At 33.7% G+C, this 16571-nt stretch carries 15 protein-coding genes; 7 read left to right on the forward strand and 8 right to left on the reverse strand.

The genetic code is table 11. The features are described from left to right. Positions 1 to 28: 28 nt before the first annotated feature. Positions 29 to 631 (reverse strand): outer membrane beta-barrel protein, encoded by a 603-nt coding sequence (locus ACRBBL_RS26930; RefSeq protein ID WP_431372209.1) that lies wholly within the window; start codon positions 629 to 631, stop codon positions 29 to 31. A gap of 182 nt (positions 632 to 813) precedes the next feature. Beyond that, complete coding sequence (locus tag ACRBBL_RS26935; RefSeq protein WP_431372210.1) at positions 814 to 1653, reverse strand: 1,4-dihydroxy-2-naphthoyl-CoA synthase; 840 nt, start codon at positions 1651 to 1653, stop codon at positions 814 to 816. Between the two features lie 92 nt (positions 1654 to 1745). Between ACRBBL_RS26935 and ACRBBL_RS26940 the strand changes: the two genes are divergently transcribed. The 3 genes from ACRBBL_RS26940 to ACRBBL_RS26950 all read left to right on the forward strand — a co-directional run bounded on the left by ACRBBL_RS26940 (position 1746) and on the right by ACRBBL_RS26950 (position 4945). Further along, complete coding sequence (locus tag ACRBBL_RS26940) at positions 1746 to 2867, forward strand: aminopeptidase C (RefSeq protein WP_431372211.1); 1122 nt, start codon at positions 1746 to 1748, stop codon at positions 2865 to 2867. Positions 2868 to 2898: 31 nt separating this feature from the next. Further along, entirely contained in the window at positions 2899 to 4143 is a 1245-nt protein-coding gene (locus ACRBBL_RS26945; protein ID WP_431372212.1) for a hypothetical protein, read from the forward strand. Positions 4144 to 4213: 70 nt separating this feature from the next. Continuing rightward, positions 4214 to 4945, forward strand: coding sequence for a LamG domain-containing protein (locus tag ACRBBL_RS26950; protein WP_431372213.1), 732 nt, complete (start codon positions 4214 to 4216; stop codon positions 4943 to 4945). Between the two features lie 91 nt (positions 4946 to 5036). Here the strand turns inward: ACRBBL_RS26950 and ACRBBL_RS26955 are convergent, their stop codons facing one another. The 5 genes from ACRBBL_RS26955 to ACRBBL_RS26975 all read right to left on the reverse strand — a co-directional run bounded on the left by ACRBBL_RS26955 (position 5037) and on the right by ACRBBL_RS26975 (position 9725). Then, positions 5037 to 5867 carry a CvfB family protein gene (locus tag ACRBBL_RS26955; protein WP_431372223.1) on the reverse strand — a complete coding sequence of 277 codons (831 nt, stop codon included), beginning with the start codon at positions 5865 to 5867 and terminating at the stop codon, positions 5037 to 5039. A gap of 117 nt (positions 5868 to 5984) precedes the next feature. Then, positions 5985 to 6326: a DUF2853 family protein gene (locus ACRBBL_RS26960; RefSeq protein WP_431372214.1), complete on the reverse strand. Its 342-nt coding sequence runs from the start codon at positions 6324 to 6326 to the stop codon at positions 5985 to 5987. Between the two features lie 94 nt (positions 6327 to 6420). Beyond that, a complete protein-coding gene (gene menD, locus ACRBBL_RS26965; protein WP_431372215.1) occupies positions 6421 to 8169 on the reverse strand; it encodes a 2-succinyl-5-enolpyruvyl-6-hydroxy-3-cyclohexene-1-carboxylic-acid synthase in 1749 nt (582 codons plus the stop codon). A gap of 34 nt (positions 8170 to 8203) precedes the next feature. Beyond that, complete coding sequence (locus ACRBBL_RS26970; RefSeq protein WP_431372216.1) at positions 8204 to 9295, reverse strand: chorismate-binding protein; 1092 nt, start codon at positions 9293 to 9295, stop codon at positions 8204 to 8206. A 10-nt stretch (positions 9296 to 9305) separates the two neighbouring features. Beyond that, positions 9306 to 9725 (reverse strand): hotdog fold thioesterase, encoded by a 420-nt coding sequence (locus ACRBBL_RS26975; protein ID WP_431372217.1) that lies wholly within the window; start codon positions 9723 to 9725, stop codon positions 9306 to 9308. Positions 9726 to 9800: 75 nt separating this feature from the next. Between ACRBBL_RS26975 and ACRBBL_RS26980 the strand changes: the two genes are divergently transcribed. From ACRBBL_RS26980 to ACRBBL_RS26995, 4 genes are all read left to right on the forward strand, one after another. Continuing rightward, positions 9801 to 10445: an alpha/beta hydrolase gene (locus tag ACRBBL_RS26980; protein ID WP_431372218.1), complete on the forward strand. Its 645-nt coding sequence runs from the start codon at positions 9801 to 9803 to the stop codon at positions 10443 to 10445. 359 nt (positions 10446 to 10804) lie between these two features. Continuing rightward, a complete protein-coding gene (recQ, locus tag ACRBBL_RS26985) occupies positions 10805 to 12907 on the forward strand; it encodes a DNA helicase RecQ (protein WP_431372219.1) in 2103 nt (700 codons plus the stop codon). Positions 12908 to 13095: 188 nt separating this feature from the next. After that, positions 13096 to 14748, forward strand: a complete 1653-nt coding sequence (locus ACRBBL_RS26990; RefSeq protein ID WP_431372220.1) for an HYR domain-containing protein — start codon at positions 13096 to 13098, stop codon at positions 14746 to 14748. 230 nt (positions 14749 to 14978) lie between these two features. After that, positions 14979 to 15905, forward strand: coding sequence for an ARPP-1 family domain-containing protein (locus ACRBBL_RS26995; protein WP_431372221.1), 927 nt, complete (start codon positions 14979 to 14981; stop codon positions 15903 to 15905). Positions 15906 to 15975: 70 nt separating this feature from the next. Here ACRBBL_RS26995 and ACRBBL_RS27000 read toward each other — a convergent pair. Beyond that, positions 15976 to 16571 (reverse strand): Hsp70 family protein (locus ACRBBL_RS27000; protein WP_431372222.1); only part of this gene is annotated, 596 nt, incomplete at its 5' end.

Raw genomic sequence — 16571 nt, forward strand, 5'->3', positions numbered from 1 at the left:
TGAACATCTAACATTTAAATTTCAAAGACTAAAATCGAGGTCCCACGCCCATATGCACTGTATGAGTGTTTTCGTTATACCGATTTCCGGAAGTATTTCCATCCAAATCTAACTTGATGAAATCGGCAGAAACCTCAACAAAGAATTTTTCTGTAAGATCATACGCAGCACCAAATCCCCAATTAATTCCACTTTGCGAATCGGTAAAACGATCGCCATTTAGTTGAAAGGAAGCATCAGTATTATCAAAAATCAAATTGCCGTTAGCCGCATCTACAGAAGTGGTAAAAACACTATAGCCAACTGAAACATAAGGCTTTAATTGTGGCAGACTGTTTAAATTGAATTCACCTATAAGTTTTGGTTTTAGCACAAAAGCATACCCATTAATATTATCTACAAAATTATAATTGAAATAGTCAACTGAAAATCCAAGTTTAGGAGAAATCAGTTCTGTCTCTGCAAATTGATATCTAAAGTCTAAACCTACCAAGGCATCATACGCAAATACTATAAAATTATCTCCTGTAGATAATGGATAATGCAATCCTATTTCAAACTTACGATCTGTATTTTGTCCAATTCCCATGTAAAAACATAGCAAAAAGAGACTAACTAATAGTTTTTTCATTTTTGTGATTGATTTATAGATTACAAACGGAATTCTGATAGAATTATTTGAAAGTCTCTGGTTTTCAGTTTTCAGTTACAGTTTTCGGTTTTCCAAACTTTATGAAATGCTGAATCAAGTTCAGCACAGATTACAAGAATAATCATTTTCAAAAAACCAACAACAAACAACCAGCAACTAACCTACGGTATCCATTTTTTAGGAAAATTCGGCTTGCGTTTTTCTAAGAATGCATCACGTCCTTCTTTGGCCTCGTCTGTCATATAAGCCAAACGAGTTGCTTCACCTGCAAATACTTGCTGTCCAACCATTCCGTCATCAGTTAAGTTCATAGCAAACTTCAACATTTTGATCGATGTTGGCGATTTTGCTAAGATTTCTTGCGCCCATTCAAAAGCAGTATCTTCCAATTCCTCATGCGGAATTACGGCATTTACCATTCCCATTTCATACGCTTCTTGTGCAGAGTAGTTTCTACCTAAGAAAAAGATTTCTCTTGCTTTTTTCTGTCCAACCATTTTCGCTAAATATGCTGAACCATATCCTGCATCAAAACTTGTAACGTCTGCGTCCGTTTGTTTAAAAATAGCGTGTTCTTTACTTGCTAAAGTCAAATCGCAAACTACATGTAAGCTGTGTCCGCCACCAACTGCCCAACCTGGCACTACACAAATGACAGCTTTTGGCATAAAACGAATCAAACGTTGTACTTCCAAAATATTCAATCTATGGTAACCGTCTTGTCCAACATATCCTTGATGTCCACGTGCTTTTTGATCGCCGCCACTACAAAAAGAATATACACCATCTTTAGACGATGGTCCTTCCGCAGAAAGCAAAACAACACCAATATTTACATCTTCATGTGCGTCTCTGAAAGCATCTAACAATTCGCTAGTTGTATGCGGACGAAATGCATTTCGCACATCAGGTCTGTTAAAAGCTATTCTGGCTACACCATCAGCTTTTTTATACGTAATATCGTCGTACTCTTTTACCGTTTTCCAGTCAGGTTTACTCATATTTTTAGTATTTTGCGTAAAAATAATTCATTTTGCACAGTTTACAAGGATTTCTTTATTCTAATTCTTGTAATTAAACACGAACATTTTCCATGAAAAAAATACTTTTATCCGCTTTTTTAGCTTGTTTTACACTCGCAACATTTGCGCAAGATTATCAATTTAAAACTACTGTAGATTTAGAAGCAACACCTGTAATAAGTCAAGGACGTACAGGAACTTGTTGGAGTTTTTCGGCTTCTTCTTTTTTAGAATCTGAAATTATACGATTGACAGGAAAGCAGATTAATATTTCGGAAATGTTTAATGTTCGAAATACCTATCCTACAAAAGCATGGAATTATGTGATGCGACAAGGAAAAGCACAGTTTAGTGAAGGCGGATTGGCACATGATGTAATGAATGCTGTAAAAGCAAACGGTTTGGTTCCTAATAGTGCATTTACTGGTTTACAAGCATTACAGAGCACTCACAATCATGCAGAAATGGTAGCCGTTTTAAAAGCGATGTTAAATGCATATATTAAAAATCCTGGAAAAAAATTATCTAAAAATTGGAAGCCTTCTATAGAAAGTGTGTTAGATATATACTTAGGAAAACGACCTGAATCTTTTACGTTTGAAGGAAAAACATATACGCCACAATCGTTCTTGGAAATGACAAAGATCAATCCGGATGATTATGTAACCATTACTTCATTTACGCATCAACCCTATTACGAATCGTTTGTTTTAAATATTCCTGATAACTTTTCTAACGGAAGTTTTTATAATGTTACTTTAGACGAATTGGTTGCTGCTACTAAAAATGCACTTAAAACTGGGTATACTGTTGAGTTGGATTGTGATGTTTCGGAAGCTTCTTTTTCTGCAAAATATGCAGTTGCTACAATTCCAGAAGAAGCTATAAAAGATAAAAAGAGTTTTACAGCAAAAATTCTCAAAGAAAAGTCAATTACGGCAGCATATCGTCAGCAAGAATTTGAAAATTACACAACTACAGACGATCATTTAATGCACATTACAGGTATAGCAACTGACCAAAATGGAAACGAGTATTTCCGTGTAAAAAACTCTTGGGGAAGCAATACCAAACGTGTTCCAAATGATGGACATGTACAAATGAGTGAAGCCTTTTTTAGATTGAAAACAATCTCAGTAATGGTTCATAAAGATGCTTTACCAAAAGCATTACGCAAAAAGTTAGGACTGTAACATTTGTTCTTGGCTTGATACTGATACTAATATGAAGCCACAGAAAAGAATACAACTTAAACCACATTTATCTATTGACAACATTGGGAAAACTCGATTTTGGACTGGTGTTGTTTTAGGTATATGCAACGCTGTTGTTTTTTATCTTTTTACTTTTTATTCGCTAGAATTCATGGTTGTATTTAATATTTCCATGAATGGTGATTTACCATTACAAACAATAGATATATCATTTTTTGAAGCAACTTTTTTAGCTGCGATCTCACTATGTTTGGGAATTACCATGATGATTCGTCATTGGTTTATGCGACCTACATTTCGTTTTATACGTTCTCGTAAAAATATAACGCTTCGCATATCTAATTATTCGCTATTTATATTTTATTTAGTGCTATATGCAGTAATAATATACATTCGTTATCTTGTGTTTGGTATAACGTTTACTGGAAAACATCAACCTATAAATTATACAAGTCTTTTCTTTATAATTCCTTTGTATTTATTCTTTGTGGCTTGGTCGGAAGTTTCTCGTTATTTTGTAGTTCACAAGTGGATTATTAGTACATTTTTGATTGGCTTATTTACCGTATTTCTTTTTACTATTATAAACATCAAACCTGCTAAATTCTCAGAAAAAGCTTTTAAAATCATGCATTCTGAAGAATTAGAATATGCAGATAGTGAATTGAAGAAAGCTAAAGAAAAATACAATATCACTTTTTCGGAAGAAACTCAAAATTCCTTAAAAGAATTACATTCTGAAAGAGCGCTAAATTTACTAACGAAAGTTAGAATGGCTTTTAAAACAAAAGGAAATGTTTCTTTAGACACCATTATTCTTGAAAAAATACTGATTCATAACTTTAAAGGATATTACAGAGATAGACAAGATTCTTATGCATACATCTTTCCTTTTCAAGCATATGAACAATTGAGAAAAGTAGATCCAAAATCTTCTGAAGCTACAGAATTATTAAATATTATTATAGAATTTTATAACCTAAGTGTACTAATGTATGAAATTGAAATTGAAGATGCTGATAACCTATTGCATAGTAAAAAAATGAATATTTTACAATATCAACTTCATAATCATAATCCAAATGAATATGGGAAAATGTATAGTCAAACTTTCTTTCTTATACAGAATATTCAGAAATTAAATAAGTATGATCATCCGTTTTTTAATAGAGAATTTCCACCTGCACCACCATCTTTAACTCGGTATTATTGGAAATTAGATAAATTTCCCGAATTTAAAAATACACACAACTAATTACTTGTTTGGTATCATTTTTGTGGCTAATAAAAAATATAACATCATCAGTCAACAAAACCGATTCCACATGAAAACTACGTATCTAATTAGCTGTTTTGCAATCATTTTTGCCTTTAGCAGTTGCAGTATAGATGAAGATGAACCGCAGTTCGATCTTACAGAAAGTCTCGTTGCGTACTATCCGCTTGACGGAAATACAGACGATTTAAGTGCTTATAAAGTAAACGCACACAAAAAAGGTGTACGAACTACTTATGACCGTTTTGGCAATGCAGATTTAGCTTATCAATTTGATGGTATTAATGATCATATTCGCATTCCTGCAAATGAACATTTAAATTTTACCGACGAGTTTACGATTAATTTATGGGTAAAATCAGATGCTACACATTTACAACAAGTATTGTATAAAAATGTTTCTGATACTCAGAAAGCAAAAGCCGCGTACGGAATTTCTATTGGGTATTCTCCTCTAGAAGATGAAGAAGTAGTTACGAATGACATCATTTTTACTATTGCTCCTTACGGAATTATGCATGAGTTGCGAAAGTTTGATTATAAAAAAGATACTTGGTATATGATTACCTGCACATTAAAAGGTGATACTATGTATTTATATGTGAACGGAAAACCTGCCTTGATGAAATATATTAAAGGAGAAATTTCTACTACTACGTTACCATTATTGATTGGAAATGACGGATCGGGAGAAAATCCTTTTAGCGGAAGCATCGATGATGTTCGAATTTACAGCAAAGCAAAATCAACAGAATTTGTGTCGTTTTTATACGAGCAATAATCTGACTATTATATATCCAAAAAAAATGCGCGTTTTTCAACGCGCATTTTTTATTTTCTAATATCAAAATACATTGAACGGAGTCGAAATGTTATTTCAATTCAATTCCGTCAGATTTGATAATAATTTGTTCTTGCTTATATAAACTTCCTATCGCTTTCTTAAAGCTCTTTTTACTCATTTTTAAGCGACTCTTTATATCTTCAGGATTACTTTTATCGTGCAATGGTAAACTTCCTCCATTTTGTTGCAAAGCATCCAAAACTATTTGTGCAGATGGTTCAATATTCTTGTAGCCTATATGCTGCAAAGAAATATCTATTTTATTGTCATCTCTAATTTTTGAAATAACACCTTTTAGTTTTTCTCCAAGCTTCAATTCTTTATAAATTTCATCTTGGTATACCAAACCTTTGTGTTTTTGATTGATAATCATTTCTACACCTAAATCTGTAAAGCGAGATACCATTAAATCAACTTCTTCAAAACGTTCTACAGTTAATTCTTCATTGCTTAAAAATTTATTCGTCTTACTAGAACCAACCAAACGGTTTGTTTCTTCATCCAAATAACAATACACAACATACCATTTTCCTTCAACCATATCACGTGCTTGCTCTTTAAACGGAACAAACAAATCTTTTTCCAATCCCCAATTTAAAAAAGCACCAAAATCACTCAATGCAGTTACTTGAAGTAACCCAAATTCATTGACTTTCATATAAGGCTTCAACGTGGTTGTTACCGGACGTTCGTGGCTATCTAAGTACGCAAACACACTCAACTTGTCTCCTATTTCAAAAGAAGCTGGAATGTATTTATTTGGCAACAAAATTTCATTTCCCTCTTCATCGCCTAAGAAAAGTCCTGGAGGCGTTTCTCGTAATATTTCTAATGTATTAAGTTGTCCTAAGTGAATCATATTGATAATTTCGGTCAAAGGTACGTTTTATCTCAAGTTTTACAATAAAAAAACGCCATCGTGACATAGATGGCGTTTTGAAAGGGATTTTAATAATAGTATTAAAATACAATCTGATTAGTTATAGATTGCCTCTTTTCCGAAATGAACTGTTAGTAAATAATATACAACAGCTCTATATTTTGATCTGTTAGAACGACCATATTTTTCAATAACTGCATCGATTCCTTTGTCTAAATCTGCGCTATCTGCTAACCCTAATTTTTTGATTAAGAAATTATTTTTTACAGTTGCTAATTCAGTTTCGTCTGTTCCTGAAACGGTTGCCGCATCTTTGTTATAGATTGCTGGTCCACATCCAATAGTTACTTTTGTTAATAAATCCATATCTGGAGTTACTCCACATTTGTCTTTTAAATCAGCAGCATACTTTGTAATTAGCTCGTCTCTCTTGCTCATAATTGTGTTATTTTATAATTGTAAAACTTAATTAATAATATTGGTACCAAAAGTATATGATTACAATATATTCTTACTTTTTGCAAAACACTTGTTATTTTTTTTCGTTAAAAAACTTAAAATAATCGATTAACGTACCGTCATTTTCAATTCGTGGTGTAAAAACCTCTAATAGCTTCGGTTGTTCACTTTCATCATAAAAAGTTTTCAATACAGTTTGAAGCGACACTTCATCAGAAGCTGTACTGTATTCAAAGTGATACATGTCTGCCAATTGTTTCGCTGTATGCGGATGAATGGTTTCAAAATACGTGTCAAAATTCTTTGTATTCTTATTTCCTGGAAGGATTCTAAAAATTCCGCCACCATTATTATTCACCAAAATAATTCGGAAATTTTTCGGAATATAATTATTCCACAAAGCATTACTATCGTAAAAGAAACTTAAATCTCCAGTAATTAAAACTGTTTGTTTTTCAGCAACAACAGCAGTTCCTATTGCTGTAGAAGAACTTCCGTCAATTCCACTTGTTCCTCTATTGCAGAACAATTCAATGCTGGCATCAATTTCAAACAATTGTGCATAACGAACAGTAGAACTGTTTCCTAAATGCAGAATAATTGAACGTGGTAAGGAAGTCAATATCGCTTCAAAAGCTTTTAAGTCAGTAAACTTGGCTTGCTTCAAATAAGTTGCATGTTTCTGTTGACGCTCTTGTTTAATTGTATTCCAAAACGATTTATACGAACTTTCAATAGCTGGTTTCTGTTCAAAAAATAGTTCAAAAAAGTGATTCGGATTCATCTTAAAGAAATGTTCCAAACAAAAAAATGTATCAAACACTCTGTTTTCGTGAATGTGCCAATGATGCTTTGGCTGGCGTTTTCGCAAAATTGCCTTTATTTTCTTAGAAACAATCATTCCGCCCAATGTTAACAATACTTCAGGTTGAAATGCATCTAACATGGCTTCGTTCTTTTCAATAGGCAAAATCATTTGATCTATCTTATTAAAGAATGTATCGTCGCGCAAATTAGAAGTCGTTTCTGTAAAAACGATCACAGATGGATCATTTGCCAAAATTTCTAAATACGTTGCAGCTATTGTATTTGGAGGTAAGGTTCCAACCAATACCATTTTTCGCGTAGAACTATTCCAAATCGAAGTAACCTTTGCTATCTTTTCATGTTCAATTTCTTCCTGCAATACCAATGGTTTTACTTTTGGAAATACACTTGGTTCTTCTTGCATACCATACAAAGGCTCATCAAAAGGTGCGTTGATGTGTACAGGACCATTTTTTTCAACGGCTGCATTCAATGCTAAATTGATTTCATGCTCATTATATGCTTGTATATTTTTTTGCAGTTCGCGCTCCATTTCTTCCGATAATTGGTGCGTTTCTGCCAAAATAGTAGTCTTATGTGTAATGTCTTGCTTTAAATTTGCCTCATAGTTAATGTGGCTTTTAAAGACATGTTTTTGTCGAATCGTTTGTCCATCACCAACATCAATCAAATATTCGGGTCTATCTGCCGAAATAACAACTACAGGAATATTGCTGTAATACGCTTCCGCAATAGCGGGATAATAATTTAAAACGGCTGAACCCGAAGTACAAATCACTGCGACAGGTTTGCCTAATTGCTGTGCCATTCCTAAAGCGAAAAAAGCAGCGCAACGTTCGTCAACAATACTATATGCGTTAATATTTGGATGCTGCGAAAAACTTAAAGTTAACGGTGCATTTCGCGATCCTGGGGAAATTACAACATGGTTGATACCTTTGGCAATACAAAGCGAAACTAATGTTTGTGCTAGTGGGATTTTTGAGTACATCATTCGATTGGTAAAAATACAACTTTCAATGTATTTTTTACAATACTCGCTTCATTATTTGCGATTTAGCAAGTGTTTCTTGCCACTCCGATTCTGGATCGGAATCTTTGGTAATTCCGCCACCGATATAAAGAATTCTTTTTGTGTGTGTTAACTGCATACATCTGAGATTAACATACAATTCTGAACGACTTCGAACGGTTCTATATGCACTATTTTCCTGATTTTTACGATTGCGATTTCTTGACGTTTCTTCTTTCAAATTCAATTCGCCTAAATAGCCTGTGTAAAAAGCACGATCATACTTTTCTTCTTGTAATATAAATGCTTTTGCAGCTTCTGTAGGAAATCCGCAAATGGCAGGTGTTGGATGCAATGTGGTAATAATATCGCCAATATTAGTATGAGAAGCCATTCTTCCCGAAATTAGAGAGCACAAGTGTACCAAACTGCCTGCTTGGTGTGTTTTTGCTTCACTAACAGACAAATTGGTTGTACTATTTTTTAATTGATCTACAATATAATCTGTGACAATTTGCTGTTCTTCAATTTCTTTTTGATTCCAGTTGATTTCTATATTTTCTTGAAACTTTCGCGTTCCTGCCAACGACATAGTTGACAATGTATTTCCGTTGACTTTAAGTAATGTTTCTGGTGTTGCGCCTGCCCACATTCCCACTTTCGGATGATACCACAAATAGACAAAAGCCGTTGAATACTTCTCGCGTAAGCGTTCAAATAATATAAAAGGATTCACCGTTGAATTAATTTCTTCTTTGCGTGAGAGTACTATTTTTTGAATGTCTGAATTTTGAATCGTTTCAATTCCTTTTTTGACCAATTCTAAATGTTGTGTGTGCGCTTCCGCAGATGGATTCAATATTGCATTTACAGTATTTTCAGATGTTACAGCTTCCAATTCTCCTATGTGTACCTCATCAAAAGATAGTAAGATTATTTTTTTTGTGTTATCAAAAGGCGCAAATATAAATCCGCTTTCGGTAAAATCTTCAACTGTGTGCAATTTGTCAGTGTGCTGCAAAACTACTTTTACAGTAGTTGCTTCTGGCGCACTGTATACAACAAAAGGAAGTTCCTTTTGAAGATGTTTTGATAACTCTGCTAACATAGTTTTTGAATTACTTCGCTAAAACGATTGTTGTCAATTTACAAAGTGAAATTAAATTGCCTTCTTCATCTACGACTCTAATTTCCCAAAGATGTGTGGTTCTTCCTTTATGTATTGGTCGTGCAGTTGCAAAAACTTCACCTTCACGTTTACTTTTTAAATGATTGGCAGAAATTTCTAATCCTTTTACTTTATACTTTTTTGTGTCAATGAATAAATGTGAAGCTGTACTTCCTACCGTTTCTGCCAACGCAACTGTTGCACCACCATGCAATAATCCTTGTGGTTGATGCACACTTGGATTTACTGGCATTTTAGCGGTTAAAAAATCATCGCCAACATCGGTATATGAAATTTTTAAGGTTTCTAGTAAGGTATTTGGTACAATTGCATTGAGTTGCGCTAAAATTGCTTCTTTATTAAGATTCATTTGATATATTTATAGAAATTTATCGACTACTTGTAACACTACAAAAATACGAAACCCTAAGCATAATATGTACTAATGGAAGAAAAAGAAATTGCATACCAAATTACAAATACGTACTCAACAATGAATGCATTGACTGAAAAAACGAAGAATGTTTGGTTTGCATGTCACGGAATTGGTTTTTTGAGTCGTTATTTTATTAAATATTTCGATCAACTAAATCCAGAAGAAAATTACATTATTGCGCCGCAAGCTTCTTCTAAATATTATTTAAAGAATGAATACAAACATGTTGGCGCAAGCTGGCTGACTAGAGAAAACACACAGACAGAGATTAGAAATGTAATGGCGAATTTAAACGCCATTTATCATGCAGAACAAATTCCAAGTCATATAAATTTCTTTGTATTAGGTTTTTCGCAAGGTGTTTCAGTGGCATTGCGTTGGGTTTCGCGTTATCAGATTCCTTGTGACCGATTGTTTATTTATGCAGGAAGCATTCCCACAGAATTAACGTCAAAAGATTTTGCGTTTATCAATCCTGAAAAAACAAAAGTATGCAACATTGTAGGTTTACAAGACGAATATTTTACAGAAGAACGCATGCAACAGGAACATGACAAAATGCAATTATTGTTTGGTAAGAATTACACTTTCAAAACATACGAAGGCACTCACAAAGTATCAAGAACAGCTTTAGAAATGTTAAAGAAAACTTAAAATGTATCGGACTTACCTACATTTAGTAAGGCGATCACGTAATGTATTTTTCTTTTTTCTATATAATTTTACAGTATTAAAATATCACTGAGTGATGATTTTTAGTTTTCCTAAAAAACCTAAAGTAGCTCAGTCTCATATATAATAACCAATCAACCAACCAAAAAAACGCATAACTGCTAAAGTTATGCGTTTTTACTTTACTTATTATCAAATAGTTATAATAAAAATCAAATCTTTCTTATCTTTTTCTGACGAAATATACTCGTACTATTCATGGTTTGCTGATGGAGATAAAAGAGAGTTCTTGGGTAAAAATTGGCATGTTCCTCGCTTTTTTTTTACTTACTTTGCAAGCTATGATAGCTCCAACTATACTTACAAAAACATTAAAAGAATATTTCGGATACGATACATTTAGACCGCTTCAAGAAGAAATTATCAATTCTATTTTTAAAGGAGAAGATAATTTAGTGATTATGCCTACAGGTGGCGGAAAATCTATTTGTTTTCAACTGCCCGCAATTTTACTAGATGGTTTAACAATTGTGATTTCACCTTTGATTGCTTTGATGAAAGATCAAGTGGATGGATTGACCACCAACGGAATTTCAGCAGCTTATTTAAATAGCAGTCAAACCGAAAGTGAACAACAAGAGATTTATACGAAAATTGAAAATAAGGAGATTAAATTGCTGTATACAGCTCCTGAAAGTTTATCGTATTTAGAAAATACTTTCAACAGTCAAACCATTAGTTTAATTGCCATTGATGAAGCGCATTGTATTTCTTCATGGGGACATGATTTTCGCCCAGCCTACACCAATCTTGGGTATTTGAAAAAACGTTTTCCAAAGGTTCCATTAATTGCGTTGACAGCAACAGCAGACAAGGCTACTCGAGAAGATATAGCTAGTCAGTTGAATATTCCGCATGCAACACAGCATATCGCTTCTTTTGATCGAAAGAATTTGAAATTGGAAGTACGTCCTGCAAACGATCGCATCAAACAAATTATCAGTTTTATAGACGATCGTCCAAATGAAAGCGGAATTATTTACTGTTTGAGTAGAAAAGCAACCGAAAAAGTTGCTGAAAAATTGCGAAATGCAAATATCAACGCAGTTGCGTATCATGCTGGTATAGGTCATGAGTTTCGTGCTAAAACACAAGAAGATTTTATTAATGATACTTGTCAAGTTATTTGTGCAACGATTGCTTTTGGTATGGGAATCGACAAATCGAATGTACGTTGGGTAATTCATTATAATTTACCAAAAAATATTGAAGGTTATTATCAAGAAATTGGTCGTGCTGGACGTGATGGATTGCCTTCAAACACCTTACTTTTTCATAGTTATGGTGATGTTATTCAATTAAAGAAATTTGCAGGAAGTTCAGGGAATGTAGAAGTGCAATTGGCAAAACTCGATCGTATGAAAGAGTACGCAGATGCACTGAGTTGTCGTCGAAAGATTTTACTGAGTTATTTTGGAGAGTTGATTAGTGAAGATTGTGGCAATTGCGATGTATGCACAAATCCGCCACAGTTTTTTGACGGAACTGTAATTGCACAAAAAGCCTTATCTGCTGTAGCACGTGTAAACGGTCAAGAACCTATTGGCACTATAATCGATGTATTACGTGGCGCACAAAATGCTACGATTCAAGAAAAAGGGTATCAAGAATTAAAAACATACGGAATTGCCAAAGATATCGCTTGGCTCGATTGGAAACAGTACATTACACAATTGATCAATTTAGGATACTTAGAAATTGCTTTTCATGAAAACAACAAACTAAAACTCACTGATTTTGCCAAAGATGTGTTGTTTCATAGCAAGAAAGTCGATTTAGCGAATTTGATAGAAGCAGAAAAAGTTCAAGAAGAAGAGAAAAAGAAGAAACCAAAAGCTTCTAAAAATTCATTGTTTGAACGTTTGCGTGAAATTCGTTTAGAAATTTCTAGAGATGAAGGTGTTCCTGCTTATCAAATTTTTAGTGATGCTGCTTTGCGCGAAATGGAAGCAGAACGCCCAATGTCTGACGAAGAATTTATAAGAATTAGTGGTGTTGGTCGTGTCAAGATGATGAATTATGGACATGCTTTTATCAAAGAAATCATCAATTTTGCTAGTGAGAAAAAGAAGAAACGAAAAGTTGATACCACAAAAAAAACCTACGAATTGTATCAATTAGGGTTATCTATGGAAGAAATAGCTGAAGAACGAAAATTGGCTGTTGGCACTATTTTTTCACATATTTTCAAGCTATATAATGCTGGTAAAAATATCAATTTGAATCAATTTATTGATAAACACGATTTGGATAGTATTCGAAAAGCAAAAGAGGAACTCGAAAATCCTGAAACGTTAAAGCCCTTTTTTGAGCATTTTCAAGAAGCAATTTCATACAATACAATTCGGATCGGATTGGCAATTTTAAACGAGAAAAAAGCATAATCTACTATAGTTTTCATTTTTTTTGACCATCTAATCTATTTATTCGATAGATAAAATAACTTTCATAATACAGTTGATTTTAAGAAACTTATATTTCTTAGGTTAATTACATAAAAATTTGATAGTCTAGTGAAAATCTTCTAACTTCCTGACTAAATTCAACTTAAATTAACCTCAACCAACTAATTATGAAAAAAAAACTACTCGTTTTACTCCTCTTTTTAACTGGCATAACAACCAACTATGCCCAAGGAATTTTTGACGATTCCATACACACAGCAACCAATTTTGGAAGTGTAAACTCTCCTGGTGGCGAAGCAGTTCAAAATGTCATTGATCAAAATTCAAATACAAAATTCTTAGACTTTAATGCATTTGATGGTATCGGTTTTGAAGTCGATTTGTTAGGCGTTTCTGCAACTGCTATTGCTATGGAATTTGTGACGGCAAACGATGCGCCAGAACGAGATCCTACCAATTATGAAATTTCAGGTTCTAATGATGGAATGACTTATACAAGTATTGCTACAGGAAGTCTTCCGTGTGTTTCTACACGTTTCTTTTCAAGAACTTTTTCGTTTACAAATACAAATTCATACACGTATTACAGAGTCAATTTTACAGGAACTTGCGGCACGTCGAGTATCAACCAAATTGCTGATGTACAATTATTTGAATCTATTGGAGATTCGCCAGTAATTACCTGCCCTGCAAATATTACCGTAAATAATACAACTGGACAATGCGATGCTGTTGTAAATTATAATGTAACTGCTAACGATACAGAAGATGGAATGTTAACGCCAACCGTAACTTCTGGTTTGGCTTCTGGAGCTACATTTCCAGTAGGAGTTACCGAAGTTTTTATGAGTGTGACCGATTCAGATAATAACACATCTAGCTGTAGTTTTACGGTTACTGTTGTAGATAATGAAGATCCTGTTGCGGGTTGTCCTGCAAATATTATGCAAACAGCCGCCAATTTTGGAGACACTACGGCTGTTGTTAATTATACACTTAGTCCAACCGATAATTGTTCACTAATTAATCCGTTGACAGGTTTTACACCTTTGACTAATATTAATGGTAAAGCATATTACTTATCAGATAATTCATTTACACCTTCAAATGCTTTTAATGATGCCATCTCTCAAGGCGGATTTGTGGGAACAATTAGAAATGCTTCAGACAACACAACTCTTACACAAGCCATCAATACTGTTGGAGGAGCTGGAGATGTTTTGATTGGTTTTAGCGATACAGCAACCGAAGGAACTTTTGTTTGGCAAAGTGGCGATACTTCTACTTATGATAATTGGAACCCTGGCGAACCAAATAATGCAGGAAATGAAGATTATACCGTTGTTCAATCTAGTGGCGGTTGGAACGATGTTACAAATGGTAATTCATACAGATATCTTTTAGAAGTTGATTATTTACCATTGCAAACTGCTGGTTTGGCAAGTGGAGCCGAATTCCCAATTGGAACGACTACAAATACATTTACAATTACCGATTTGGCAGGAAACTCCGTTATGTGTTCATTTGATGTAACTGTAGATGAAAATTTAAGTGTTACAGAAAGTTCTTTTTCAAACAGTATTCATCTTTCACCAAACCCAACAAAAGGTATCATTACTATAAATAGTGTGACAAACGTTTCGCTAGAAAGTATAATTATTGCTGATTTAAACGGTAGAGTTATACAAACTATTACGAGTATTGGGCAACTTTCTGAAGGAAAAACTATTGACATTTCAAACCTTGCTGCAGGAATGTATTTTGTAAGATTGCAAGACATTAATAATAATTCTGTTGTGAAGCGAATTATAAAAAATTAAGAAAAAATATTTAAAAAGAGGTTGTCTAAAAGGTTTCAAAAAACGTCACTCTGAACTTGATTCGGTTTGACGCAAGTTTCACTTTTTAGAGAACCTTTTAGCATCGCAATAATTCCTTCACGCATTGATACATCCTGTTCACGTCTTGAAAACTGTACTTGACTAATTCTGTGTTTTTTAAATTGAAATTTGAAGCTACTTTCAGTATTCATTTTTAAAATCAACATATCATGTCTTATATCAAGTATACGCTAGTCGTTATATTTTGCTGTTCTTTCATTTCTGTATCGGCTCAGATGAATAGTAAAAATTTAAAAATTATCAATACGAAAAAAAACGTATTCAAAAATTTGCAACTCATTCCTATCAAAGCCAATAATACGTATAGAAAAGCCTATCAAAATATTGGGAAATATGACAATTTAAAAAAAGCAATTGAATCAGGAAAAATAGAGATTAATGATTCTGGGAATGTAAATACACTCATTGCCATCAACAAGTCAAACGTTAATGTATATATCATTGCTGGAGAAGTTGTAAAAGGCGGAAAACAAGATCGTTTGGTTGCCGAAGATGTAATTATAGCACCAGGCGAAAAAAAGAACATTCCGGCTTTTTGTGTGGAACAAAACAGATGGCAACAAAAAGAATCTGGAAATAACTTTAATGGCTATTACAATGTAAGTAGTAAGGAAGTTAGAAAAGCTGCTTTGGTAGATAAAAATCAAAGTAAAGTATGGGCAAATGTTGCTGAGACTACTCAAAAGAATCAAGCAACATCAGGTACAGGAACCTATGCAGAATTGGCAAAATCAAAAACATACACTAAAGATTTGAATTCCTATTTAGAATTTTTCAAGAACAAACTTATCAATAAATCTTCTGTTGTTGGCGTCATTGCTGTTTCTGGAGATAAAATTATTGGCTGTGATATTTTTGCAACGCACGATTTATTTAAAAATGCATATCAAGGCTTGTTACATTCATACATTACAGAAGCCATCACCAATGGTAGCAAACCAACACTTAGCAATGCGCAGGTTTCAAAATATTACGAGAATTTCATGAAAATAGAAGCAGAACAAGAGAAAAAATTAGAAGGAAAAGGAACTGTTTTTAAGTATAAGAATAAAAAATTGCACCTTACTTCTTTCTAAAAGAATTCTACATATAAAAAAAGCAGCTCAATTTGAGCTGCTTTTCTATGTATATATTTTAGTGAAATAATTACTTCACTTCTTCGAAATCCACGTCTTGAACGTCTTCTCCGTCTTTACCTTCTTCTCCACCAGTTGAAGCTTCTGGTCCAGCTTCGCCAGCACCACCTTGTTGTGCATCAGCTTGCGCCTTGTACATCTCTTCACTAGCTACTTTCCAAGCTTCATTGATTTTCTCTAAAGCAGGATCGATTACAGCGATATCTTTTGTTTCATACGCTTTCTTCAATTCTTCTAAAGCATCTTCGATTGGCTTTTTCTTATCGTCAGATAATTTATCACCAAATTCGCTTAATTGCTTTTCTGTTTGGAAAATCATAGAATCTGCACTGTTTAATTTATCGGCAGTTTCTTTTGCAGCTTTATCCGCTTCCGCATTTGCTTCTGCTTCTTGCTTCATTTTCGCAATTTCTTCTTCTGTTAATCCTGAAGAAGCTTCGATACGAATATTTTGCTCTTTGTTTGTTCCTTTATCTTTAGCAGAAACATTGATAATTCCGTTTGCATCAATATCAAAGATTACCTCAATTTGTGGCTCTCCTCTTCTTGCTGGTGGAAAACCATCTAAATGGAAACGACCAATTGTATTATTGTCTGCAGCCATAG

The organism is Kordia sp. (assembly GCF_050633145.1).
Taxonomy (GTDB): domain Bacteria; phylum Bacteroidota; class Bacteroidia; order Flavobacteriales; family Flavobacteriaceae; genus Kordia.

Excerpts from the sequence above, each read along its gene's own strand:
- ACRBBL_RS26960 (WP_431372214.1), bottom strand. The coding sequence starts at position 6,326 with ATGAGCAAGAGAGACGAGCTAATTACAAAGTATGCTGCTGATTTAAAA.
- ACRBBL_RS26990 (WP_431372220.1), top strand. The coding sequence starts at position 13,096 with ATGAAAAAAAAACTACTCGTTTTACTCCTCTTTTTAACTGGCATAACA.
- ACRBBL_RS26950 (WP_431372213.1), top strand. The coding sequence starts at position 4,214 with ATGAAAACTACGTATCTAATTAGCTGTTTTGCAATCATTTTTGCCTTT.
- recQ (WP_431372219.1), top strand. The coding sequence starts at position 10,805 with ATGATAGCTCCAACTATACTTACAAAAACATTAAAAGAATATTTCGGA.
- ACRBBL_RS26975 (WP_431372217.1), bottom strand. The coding sequence starts at position 9,725 with ATGAATCTTAATAAAGAAGCAATTTTAGCGCAACTCAATGCAATTGTA.
- ACRBBL_RS26945 (WP_431372212.1), top strand. The coding sequence starts at position 2,899 with ATGAAGCCACAGAAAAGAATACAACTTAAACCACATTTATCTATTGAC.
- ACRBBL_RS26930 (WP_431372209.1), bottom strand. The coding sequence starts at position 631 with ATGAAAAAACTATTAGTTAGTCTCTTTTTGCTATGTTTTTACATGGGA.
- menD (WP_431372215.1), bottom strand. The coding sequence starts at position 8,169 with ATGATGTACTCAAAAATCCCACTAGCACAAACATTAGTTTCGCTTTGT.
- ACRBBL_RS26955 (WP_431372223.1), bottom strand. The coding sequence starts at position 5,867 with ATGATTCACTTAGGACAACTTAATACATTAGAAATATTACGAGAAACG.
- ACRBBL_RS26940 (WP_431372211.1), top strand. The coding sequence starts at position 1,746 with ATGAAAAAAATACTTTTATCCGCTTTTTTAGCTTGTTTTACACTCGCA.
- ACRBBL_RS26980 (WP_431372218.1), top strand. The coding sequence starts at position 9,801 with ATGGAAGAAAAAGAAATTGCATACCAAATTACAAATACGTACTCAACA.
- ACRBBL_RS26995 (WP_431372221.1), top strand. The coding sequence starts at position 14,979 with ATGTCTTATATCAAGTATACGCTAGTCGTTATATTTTGCTGTTCTTTC.
- ACRBBL_RS26970 (WP_431372216.1), bottom strand. The coding sequence starts at position 9,295 with ATGTTAGCAGAGTTATCAAAACATCTTCAAAAGGAACTTCCTTTTGTT.
- ACRBBL_RS26935 (WP_431372210.1), bottom strand. The coding sequence starts at position 1,653 with ATGAGTAAACCTGACTGGAAAACGGTAAAAGAGTACGACGATATTACG.